Annotated in this window: 8 protein-coding genes; all 8 read right to left on the bottom strand. The window is 27.1% G+C overall.

The genetic code is table 11. The features are described from left to right. Positions 1-86: 86 nt before the first annotated feature. Positions 87-872, bottom strand: coding sequence for a formate/nitrite transporter family protein (locus JJC01_08510; GenBank protein UDN59888.1), 786 nt, complete (start codon positions 870-872; stop codon positions 87-89). 56 nt (positions 873-928) lie between these two features. After that, on the bottom strand, positions 929-1,900 hold the full coding sequence (gene asrC, locus JJC01_08505) for a sulfite reductase subunit C (protein UDN59887.1): 972 nt from the start codon (positions 1,898-1,900) through the stop codon (positions 929-931). A 12-nt stretch (positions 1,901-1,912) separates the two neighbouring features. Further along, positions 1,913-2,704, bottom strand: coding sequence for an anaerobic sulfite reductase subunit AsrB (gene asrB / locus JJC01_08500; GenBank protein UDN59886.1), 792 nt, complete (start codon positions 2,702-2,704; stop codon positions 1,913-1,915). Beyond that, positions 2,705-3,712: an anaerobic sulfite reductase subunit AsrA gene (gene asrA / locus JJC01_08495; GenBank protein UDN59885.1), complete on the bottom strand. Its 1,008-nt coding sequence runs from the start codon at positions 3,710-3,712 to the stop codon at positions 2,705-2,707. A gap of 172 nt (positions 3,713-3,884) precedes the next feature. Next, the gene (locus tag JJC01_08490) at positions 3,885-6,761 is read right to left on the bottom strand and encodes an EAL domain-containing protein (protein ID UDN59884.1); all 2,877 of its coding nucleotides are present in this window, start codon (positions 6,759-6,761) and stop codon (positions 3,885-3,887) included. Between the two features lie 107 nt (positions 6,762-6,868). Continuing rightward, a complete protein-coding gene (locus tag JJC01_08485) occupies positions 6,869-9,508 on the bottom strand; it encodes a diguanylate cyclase (GenBank protein UDN59883.1) in 2,640 nt (879 codons plus the stop codon). A gap of 185 nt (positions 9,509-9,693) precedes the next feature. Then, positions 9,694-10,383 carry a Crp/Fnr family transcriptional regulator gene (locus tag JJC01_08480; GenBank protein ID UDN59882.1) on the bottom strand — a complete coding sequence of 230 codons (690 nt, stop codon included), beginning with the start codon at positions 10,381-10,383 and terminating at the stop codon, positions 9,694-9,696. 62 nt (positions 10,384-10,445) lie between these two features. Beyond that, the gene (locus JJC01_08475) at positions 10,446-11,294 is read right to left on the bottom strand and encodes a MurR/RpiR family transcriptional regulator (protein UDN59881.1); all 849 of its coding nucleotides are present in this window, start codon (positions 11,292-11,294) and stop codon (positions 10,446-10,448) included. Between the last annotated feature and the right edge of the window lie 11 nt (positions 11,295-11,305).

Here is an 11,305-nt window from a genome sequence, read left to right as displayed (position 1 = left end):
TTTTCTTTCAAATATTTTTTTAAAATTAAAAACAACGCTCTCAATAATACAATATTTGTACTTATTGAGGGCGTTGTAAGATTTATCTAGCAAACTTGTTTAATTTTTTCTTTACCTAGTATGTAAGTACCAAGTCCCATAAATAAAGCTCCTCCAACAATGTTTCCAAGTGTTACTGCTACTAAATTATAAATAGCTCCTCCAATACTAACTGTTTGAATTGTTGGAGAAAATAATGAAACACTATAGATTGTCATATTCGCTACACTATGTTCAAACCCTGTTGTTATGAAAGCAAATAAACATAGGAATATCATAATTATTTTTGCACTATCATTGTTAGTTCTAAATGAACATAAAACTGAGACACAAACTAAGATATTACACAAAACTCCTCTAAAGAAAAGAGACATAAATGGCATAGATGCCTTGGCTGCTGCTGTGTTTGCAAAAAATTCTGCTACAGGACCTTTATCTACTAAACCAGTTCCTACAAACATTATACCTAAAATTAAAGCTCCTATTAAATTTCCTACCCAACTGTATATCCATATTTTAGAAGTATCTTTTATACTTACCCCTTTATTTAGCATACCTACAGACATTACCATATTATTTCCAGTAAACAGCTCTGTTCCTGTCATTACAACTAAACTAAGTGCTACTGCAAACGATAACCCCATCATTATCTTTGTCATAGGAGAACCTGCATCTGTCAAAATCCCTCCAATAGTAAATATCAAAAGTATACCGATACCTACATAAAGTCCTGCAAAAGCAGAAGACACTAAATATTTTATCTTACTTGTATTTAATAAATTTATTTTATTTATAGCTGCGTTAGTTAATTTATCCAAAGTTTCTTTATGCATAATTCCCTCTTCCTTCTATTAAATTTATAATTTATTTAAATATATTTTTTTATTACTTATAGATATTTAACACCACTCCAGTATATATTTTCATGTACTTTAGTTATTTCTTCAAATTGTACACCTTCAAGTGCCCATTTTTTAAATTCCATGAATCCAGTCCTGTCAATTATATATCCTATATGCTCTTTCCCTCCTGGTGCATCTTTATCTATATATTGCTCTACATATTTGTAAGTATTAAGTATTATTTTTATTATGTTGTCTTCATCTGCCCATAAAAGAAAATCTTCTGCTAGTCTTGGATTTTTCTTACCTGTTCTACCCATTATAGCTAATCTATAGTATTTTTTTTCATCTCTAGTCCATGCATTTGTTGGGCAATTTAGTACACATTCTCCACAACCTATGCATTTATCTCCATCTCTTACTACTTTATTATTTTCTGTTTTTAATGCTCCAACAGATAGTTTTGAGCATTTTTTTACACACGCTCCACAATTCACACATCTATCTTTTTCATATAGTGGTAAGGTCATTCCTATAATTCCAAAGTCATTCATTCTAGCTTTTATACAGTCATTCGGACATCCAGTCAATGCCACTTTAAAATGTAAGTCATTTGGAAAAATTGCTTTTTCTATTTTTTTTGCAAATTCAGTTGTATTATACTGCGCTTTTGGACAGACTTTATTACCTATACATGCAGCTATGTTTCTCGTACCTGCTGCTGGATAACCTGCATTTTTCTCACTTTGATTTATATTCATCTTTTCAATAACAGGTTGTATGATATTATTTATTTCTTCCATATCTTCCATATCTATTCCTAAGATTTCAAATCCCTGTCTTGTAGTTATGTGTATCTGACCATTACCATATTCATTTGCAATCCTAGAAACTGTGATTAAACTTTCAGGGTCAATAAGACCTCCTGGCACTCTAACTCTTAAAGAAGTTTTATATTTTGTTTTTGTAATTCTATAAGCATTTTTCATTACTTTTTTAGTATTTAAATCTCTTATCACAAACTCCACCCCCTAATCAATAAGATTTTTAGCATATGAATAATCAAATACTGGTCCATCTAAACATATATAAGTATCATCCATCTTACAGTGTCCACATTTTCCTATTCCACAACACATTTTTCTTTCATAAGAAACCCAAATATTTTTTTCGTCTAAATCTCTTTTTAAAAACTCTCCTACTGTAAATTTCATCATCATTGGAGGTCCAACTACAATTGCAGAAGTATTATTTATATCTTTTATATCTAAATCTGGAATATATTTTGTTACTAATCCTACATTTCCACTATAACCCTCATCAGCTCCATCCACAGTAACTAAAATATCCAATTTTTCACTCCATCTTTTTAAGTCCTCTGCAAATAGAACATCTTTTGGTGATTTAAATCCAACTATTAATTTAAACTTTTCACACTTATCTTTATTATTATAAAAATATTCAACTATTCCTCTTACAGGAGCTAATGCACTTCCTCCTGCTACTACTACGATTTCTCTTCCTTCATATAAAGATACATCAAATCCATTTCCATAAGGTCCTCTTATAAAAAACGAATCTCCTTCTTTGTAATTGAATAATTCACTAGTAACTTTACCTACATTTCTTATTGTAAAATCAATATAATCTTCTCCATATCCTGATACTGATATTGGACTTTCACCATATTTAGGTATAGATATTTCATAGAATTTTCCAGGCAGAACCCCTTTTGTATCACAATTCACTTTGAATGTCCATTCTTTATCAGTATGTTTAACTATGTCTAGTATTTTTGCACTTACTGGTATATATGAGTTCATTTATATCTCCTCCTTACTAGTTACTAAATCATTTATTTTTTCTATACATTTTGAAAATGATATATATTGTGGACATGCATCATCACATCTTCCACATCCAACACACATGTTATATCCAAATCTTTTTTTGAAATCATTTATTTTATGCATAGTTTTAAATCTCATTCTTTCTCCTTGTTTTTTTCTGAAAGAATTTCCACCTGCTATGTCTGTATATCCATCTACTTGACATGAAGCCCAAACTCTTCTTCTTTCACCTACATTTTCATTTTCCTTATAAAAAATATCCTGCATTGTAAAGCATGAGCATGTTGGACATACAAAATTACATCTTCCACATCCAATACATCTTGTGTCATATTCATCCCATATTGGATTTCCTATTATCTCATTAGAATCAATATTTTCTGGTATATCTATAGAAATTAAATTTTCTGTTACATGACTAACATCAAATTCTGATGGCTCTCCATTAAATACTTCAAATTCATTGTCTTTTATGTCTAAGTACAATGTTTCTCCTTCTATATTCAATCCAAGTGAATAGTTATCAGTTTTATTAGAATCCATACTTACACAAAAACAATTTCTAAAACTCTCTTTACATCCTACAAGTGCAAATTTTATTTTTTCTCTAATATGTTTATAAAAATAATCTTTTTCTTCTCCATTATTTAAATATATTTCATCGAGTCTCTTTATTCCATTTATGTCACAAGCTCTTAGAAAAATTAAAATCTTTTTATTGTCTAAATCGCTTTCCTTAAATTCTTTTTCAGTAAAGTAAAATAAGACTTGATTAATAGGAAGCACTACTTCTTTTGGTGAAAAGTTTGATTTTTGAGCAAATTCCATTTCTTCAAAAGTATTTACTTCCTTGTATCTTATCATGTCCGTATCTGAAAAAGTACCTTTAAATGGCATTATGACTGGTGCAAATATTTTGTAGTCTTTTTTTAGGAAATTCAGACCTTCATTGAATTTGGATGAATCTAATTTTAATTTCATTTTTATCACCTTTCTTATATTTTAGTTTTGCTTACTTATTATCTTGTTTAAATCTTAACACTTTATTTTAGATACTTCTGTGATAATTATCACAGTTTTAAAAATAATAAAAAAAATATTACTAGAGTTTATTAAACTCTAGTAATATTTCTTTATTATTTATAACTTTAAATTAAAAATCTGTTCTTTTAAATACAAGCTTTTCAAATGATTCTATATCCATAGGTCTTGCAAAGTAAAATCCTTGTCCAATATCACAGCCTGCATTTTTTAATAAATTTAATTGACCTTCAGTTTCTATTCCTTCAGCTACAATTAGCATATCTAAATCCTTACCTAATGTAATTATATTCTTTATAACTTTTTCTCCACGTGTAGATGTAATTGTCTCATTTAAAAATTCTCTATCAATCTTCAATACATCAATTGGTAATTTTTTTAAAAGACTAAGTGAAGAATATCCACTTCCAAAATCATCCATAGATACAATAAATCCAATATCATGCAAATCATTTAAAATATCTAAAAGCATGCTTATATTTGACAAAAATAAACTTTCTGTTAACTCAAGTTCTATTAGATGCGCTGGTATATTATGCTTATTTATTAAAGATTTTAAACTAGTTACTATATTTCTATTATTTAAATGAATTCTTGATACATTTATAGAAATTGGTGGTGGCTTTATTCCATTTTTTATCCATTTTGACATTGTACTAAAGACATTATCCCAAACATACAAATCAAGTTTTTCTATAAATCCATTTTTCTCAAATAGTGGAATAAAATCATTAGGCGATATAGTTCCCTTAATTGGATGAATCCAACGAACAAGAGCCTCTGAACCTACAATCTCATCTGTTATAAGGTTAATTTTAGGTTGCAAATAAACTACAAACTCTTTATTTAAAAGTGCATTATCCATATTATTTTCAATTTCTTTTTCACGAAGTATAGAAAGCCTTATTTTATCATCATAAAAAGCAACTTTACTCTTATAATTGGTTTCTATTGTTTGACAAGCTATCTTAGCTCTATCAATCATTACATCAATATTTACATCATCTTTATCAATTAAATACGCTCCACATTTAAGTATTATATCTATTTTAAATGTATTTTCTTTATCACTATTCACAATCTCAAAAAAATCATTTGCTCTTTTTCTTAAATTTTCTATATTACTTTTTTTAGTCATTACAATAAATCTATCGTCTGATAATCTTGCATATATTTCATCCTTAAAAATACTTTCACCTATTTTTCTTGCTATATATTTTAAAATATTGTCTCCAAATTCAAAACCAAACATATCATTTATATATTTAAATTTATCTATGTTAATATAATATATAACAAAGTTATACGTTCCATATTTTTCAAAAAGCTTATTAGCATCAATTTTAAATTTCAATAGACTTCTTATACCTGTTACTTCATCAACATATGCTATCTTTTTTAATTTATTCATTTGTACCTTATAATTTACAATAAATATTCCAAAAACTATAAATATAATAAATAATATTATCAAAATAAATGCCATAATATTATGCTGTATAAAATCTAATAGAGTAACTGTATGCTCTAAGTACTTCGTACTGCCTGTAACTGCAATTGCAACCTCTTCTTCTGTAACTCTATTGATGGATTTATTGAGTATTGACAATAATGCAGGATTTGCTTTTTCAGAAACCCCTATTCCAATATCCACGACTTGATTTTTTATTGGCATAAACATAAGCCCATCAGATTCTTCAGTATTAATTATATTATTTAGGATATAGTTGCTTCCTATAAATACATCACTTTCTTCTTTCTTGACAGCTTCAATACATTTACTAGCATTTGGATAAAAACTTACTTCTTGATTTGGATAATATTCTTTTACGAATGATTCTATCCCTGTCCATTTAATCATTGCTACCTTAGTTTTTTCATCCATTCTAATATCATTTTTTGCCAAACCTAACATGGTAGTTTCAAGGTAGCCATCAGTAAATATAATATTATGCTCTAACTCAGTACTCCGTGACATAAACATATTTGCACAAATATCTACCTCACCATTTTCAACCATTTTTAAACCCTTTGAAAAATTATCTACCTTTATATACTCAAACTTTAAACCTGAGTTATTTGAAATTGATTTTAATATATCTATTGATATACCTTTGTAGGAATTTGTATTTTTATCATAAAAAGATAGTGGTGACGTATCAGGACCTGATACAACTTTTATTACAGGATGTTTCTTTATATATTCTTTTTCCTCCAAAGTAAATACTTCTTTAGCTATTGCAGTACTCTTATAATGTTTATTAAATAAATTACCATCATAATATATATCTTCTCGCTTAATCTCATTTAATGCATAATTCAAACCATCTAGTATTTTTTTGTTTCCCTTAGTTGTTGCATAATAGATAGGCTCTGATGAAAAACGTAATACTACCTTTGTATTTGGTATATCTCTAATGCTTCCTGTAAGTATCATATCAATGGTTCCTTTTTCAAGTTCCTTTTGAAGTTCTTCTGCACCTTCTATGTACTTATATTTTACAGATATTTTATTTTTTTTACAGTATTCATCAAATACACTTTTAAAATGATTATCTGAAACTGTACCTACTACTTTTCCATCAATCTCTTTTAGATTATTATAAGATATTGTATTGTTTTTGGAGTTCACATACAATGCTCCATATTCATATCCAAAATTTAAATTTGTATAATCATAGTATTCTTCACGTTCTTCATCCTTTTGCAATGCTCCAAATATATCAATTTTTCCCTCTTTAAGCATTTCTAGACCTTGACTCCATCCACAAGGTATATATTCTAATTTCCAATTATTTATTTTAGCGATTTCATTCATATAATCATATGTATATCCATATAACTGACCATCTTTTGTAACAGAAATTCCATAACTAGGCCAATATCCAACCCTTACTTTTTCTTTCTCAGAAGTGGCTAAAACAAATGATGTATTTAATATAAGTAAAAAAATAACCATAGTAATAGTAAATCTATATTTTCCATTCATAATATGCCTCCATTTATAACTAAATCATATCAAGATAGTTAAAATATTCTTATTCAACTTAATATTCTTTATATTAAAAATTTAAGCCCTCCATTTGCATTTAAACTTTAAATAGAGTCATTAAATATAATAAATCTATCTTTTCCTTGATTTTTTGAATGATAAAGAGCTTTATCTGCTTTTTCATATAATTCAATAAAAGTTGTTCCATGATTTGGCATAATAGATATTCCAATACTACAAGAAACTTTATATGACTTATTTTCTCCAGTATAATAATTTCTAAATGCATTACATAGCTCAATCGCTTTGTTTTCAATAAATTTTATATTCTTCATATTTTTTATGAAAACTACAAACTCATCTCCACCAATACGTCCAATTATATCATCCTCTCTAAAAATAGAAGTTAATTTTTTTGATACTTCAACTAATACTTTATCACCAAAGACATGCCCTAAATTATCGTTAATAGCTTTGAAATCGTCTAAATCAATAATAAAAAATGCATGACTACTTTCTTTAACTCTGTCTAAACTCAAAAATCTCTTTATTAGAGTTTCAGTTGTACCTTTATTATAAATTCCTGTTAATATATCACGTTCAGCTTTAAATTTAAGCTCAATCTCTTCTTTTTTCTGTTTGTCTATATCTTTAATGTACGCAAATCCTTTAAGTTGATTGCTTTGGGGGTCTTTAAGTAAATGCATTGTACAAAGTTCCCATAAAATCTTACCATTAATGTCATATCTTCGATACTCTAACTTTAACTCATTTACTCCCTTATTATATGAATCTAAGACATTTTCATAATAAAATACTTTTTTAAAGTTTTCCCTATCTGAAATAAAAACTATATCGTCAACAATAGCCTCCATTACTTCAGAATATTTTCCAGCAGGTCTTAAGCCTAAATTGTTATCAGGCTTTATATTACTTGATATAAATTTATCTTGAGAAAAATTAATTTCATATATAGCAATTGCTTCAGACAACATAGCTTTTCTATATTGCTCTTCTTGATTATATTGCATTTCAGCTTTTTTTTGCTCATTTATGTCTTCTAGTAGACCTATCGCTCTAATTGGAATTTCTGCTCCATTAAATAGATTCGTTAGAGTCATTCTATTCCATATATATTTTCCATTGACTAGTCTTGTTTTTATTACAGATACTACACTTTCTTCACCTTTTTCCATTTTATTAAAAGATTCTTTAAACACATCAACAAAGTCAGGATGTATTATCCCAGAATCTATAAAATATTCTATGCCATTTTCAATATTTTTTTGTAATCCATATATTAAAGAGACATCACTAGAGACATGTATAGATTTTGTATGCATATAATAGTCAAATACTATGTTAGAAGTCTTGGATAAGGCTATTCTAAGCCTTTCTTCATTAATCTTAAGTTCTTCTTCTACTTTTTTTAAATCTGTTATATCAACCAACACACAGTAGAAATACTCTTTTCCATCAGAATCTTTTATAAGCTCACACTTATTTACAACCCACACAAAATTCCCACTCTTAGTAATCATTCGATACTCTATTTCAACTACTTTTGATTCTAATATTTGAAGTGCAAATTCATTTTTCACTCTATCTACATCATCTTTATAAATTACATCATAAAAATTATTATTAAACATGGATTTTATCTCTTCTTTAGTATATTCAAACAGGTTAATAAATCCATCACTTAAAAACACAAATTCATATTTTTCACCTACACTACATTTAAAAACACCTCCTGGTATATTGTTAGTGAGTGAAGATATCTCTAGATTTGCTTTTACAAGCTTTTCTTTGGATTTTTTCTCTTTATAAAATACAATTAAAATCAAAATTGAAAGTGCTATGAAGTTTTTAGTTGTTAATATAATTGCAAGTTTGTTTATCTTAGAAATCTCTTTCACTATCAAAGTCTTTGGAATAAAAGACAATACATACCAATCATTTATACCAACTGGAGTATACGTGGCATATTCCTCTTTTCCTTTGAATTTATATTCTAAAAATCCACTTTTCTTATTTGATATATCTTCAATAAAGTTTTTATAACTGTAATCTTCTCTAACATAAATAAAATCAAAAAAATCGCTAACATTATTTATGGTGTCATCAGTTTCTCCTGGAGTAGATTTTAAGACAAGATTTCCTGATTTTTCAAATATATATGTACTTCCTTCTCCATTAAAACTAGTCACATCTATAAATTCACTTAATTTACTTGTATAATAAGAACCATACAGAACACCTATCACTTTACCATTTTTGTACATAGGAGATGCTACTATAAAACTATTTTCATTGTTAACAGATGATTTTATGATTTCTGAAATATTGCTTTCCCCTTTCATTGCTTTCTTAAAATAGCTATGTTGTGATATATTATAGACCTTTCCATCACCTGTATAGGCTGTACCATCTGGATATGCAATATAGATTTTTTCAAAATCAGATTCCTTTGATACATCATTTAGCAATTTCATTATATCTTCTTTCTTCATACCCTCTGACTCTGAAATAATTTTAGAAATACTATTTATAAACTTTGTTAGTGAGTTAAGCTTAACATTTATAGTATTTGAACTTTGCAATGACAACTCTTCTAAATGCATCTTTTTACTTTTTTCTACTAATGAATTAACATTATAGGTAAAATCCCAAAGAGAAAACATCACAAATACACATATAAAAATCAAACCTAAAGCATAACCTATGAATTTTTTATTTTTCATTTTGATACATCCCTTTCTGAGTATAGAAGCTGTGTCAACATCTGTATATTTACTGTTCATATTAAATTAATTATACTATCAGAATTAAGCTGTTTCAATAAACTTAAGGCAAATATTATCATTTTAGATAAATAAAAAAGAATCTATGGATAGATTCTCTTAATAATATCTTTATTTAATTATAATTAATTATTTTTAAAGTATTTTGATAGTTCGGCTTCTTTTACATAAAAACCTTTATTATCAATCTTTATAAGTTCTTCTTTTTGCAATACTTTTATCATTCTAGAAACTGTCTCTCTTTTACAGCCAAGCATATCAGCTAAATATGTAACTGTAAGATTTACATTTAATAAGGTCCATTCTCCACAATAAATTCCAAACTCTTTACTTAATCTATACAATTTTGCTGCTAATTTCTTATCTACTTTTATAGATATTGAATTTTTTAACTGTCTATATAAACGTCTTGTCCTTCTCTCCATATAAGAAATAATATCTTTTGTAAGCTGAAAATCATTTTTCATAATTTCTGTAAATTCTTCAATGCTATAATAAGACACAATTGAATTTTCAAATGCCTCACATCCAACAGCAGAATTCTTCGTAAAATCAAAGGTAATGTCATTTATAATTTCTCCATTATTTAATATAAAAATCACCTTTCTCTCACCATTTTCGCTTATCTTAAAAATAGATACTTTTCCATCTAAAAGTACGTATACTCTGTCCAATTGTTCTTTTTCATAAAATAAAATTTCTTTTCTTTGTAATCTTTTTAGTTTAGCTTTTTCCTTAAGTTGATTCTTAGTTTCACTACATAAATTATTAAAAAGTATTACTTTGTCAATATCATAGTCTTTTAATTTAGACATGTAAAATCTCCCCATTACTAAATTTTTAAGAAAACCACATAAAGTATTACAAATATCTGATTTTATTCATTTTTAAACAGTTTTATAGCATTTGTAGTCTTGATTTTTCTTTCAATAGCTTCATTTGAAAGCTCTTTTACTACCTGTGTATATACTAAATCAATAATAAAAAATTGTGCCAATTTAGAGGATATTGAACCAGTTTCCAATACAGTTTCCCCAGATACATAAGATAAGTGCACATCTGAAATATCCTTTAATTCAGAATTTTTATTTTCAGTAATAGATATAATTTTAGCATTATTAGCTCTCGCAAGTTTTACAGTTTTTATAATTTCTTCAGTTTCCCCAGAATGAGAAATTGCAACTATTAAATCTCCTTCTTCCATTATAGAAGACATCATTATCATAGTATGACTACTATCAAAACTTACACAATTAAGCCCAATTCTCATAAACTTATAGTTTGAATCTTGTGCTATTATACCTGAATATCCAATACCAATAAAGTAAACCTTTTTAGCATTTATTATAAGTCTTGCACAGTCATGAACATCTACACTATTGATTATCTCAACAGTATTCTCTAAAGTAGTTATATTTGAGTTTAAAAGTTTCTTGGCTGTATCTAAAGCTGGCTCATCATTTTGTATATTCTTATTTATAATATTTTTTTTATTACTACTTGATATTTCTTGCGCTAAAGTAACTTTAAAGTCTTGCAACCCATTAAACTTCATTTTTTTAACAAATCTAGTTATAGTTGCTTCACCAATATTACTCTCTTTAGCAATTTGTGATATTGGTTTATAAAATACATCCTCTATATTTTCCTTTATATAAGCTATCAATAATTTATCTGACTTTGTAACTTTAAAAGTTGGTGATTCCAATTGTTCTAAAATACTCATTAAAAAACCTT

It is taken from the genome of Clostridioides sp. ES-S-0010-02 (assembly GCA_020641055.1).
Classification (GTDB): domain Bacteria; phylum Bacillota; class Clostridia; order Peptostreptococcales; family Peptostreptococcaceae; genus Clostridioides.
Note: the sequence above shows the minus strand (reverse complement) of the source record. Positions and strands in the feature narration are given on the sequence as shown.

Coding starts and splice junctions, on each gene's coding strand:
- JJC01_08510 (UDN59888.1), bottom strand. CDS start 872: ATGCATAAAGAAACTTTGGATAAATTAACTAACGCAGCTATAAATAAA.
- asrB (UDN59886.1), bottom strand. CDS start 2,704: ATGAACTCATATATACCAGTAAGTGCAAAAATACTAGACATAGTTAAA.
- asrA (UDN59885.1), bottom strand. CDS start 3,712: ATGAAATTAAAATTAGATTCATCCAAATTCAATGAAGGTCTGAATTTC.
- JJC01_08490 (UDN59884.1), bottom strand. CDS start 6,761: ATGAATGGAAAATATAGATTTACTATTACTATGGTTATTTTTTTACTT.
- JJC01_08485 (UDN59883.1), bottom strand. CDS start 9,508: ATGAAAAATAAAAAATTCATAGGTTATGCTTTAGGTTTGATTTTTATA.
- JJC01_08480 (UDN59882.1), bottom strand. CDS start 10,383: ATGTCTAAATTAAAAGACTATGATATTGACAAAGTAATACTTTTTAAT.
- JJC01_08475 (UDN59881.1), bottom strand. CDS start 11,294: ATGAGTATTTTAGAACAATTGGAATCACCAACTTTTAAAGTTACAAAG.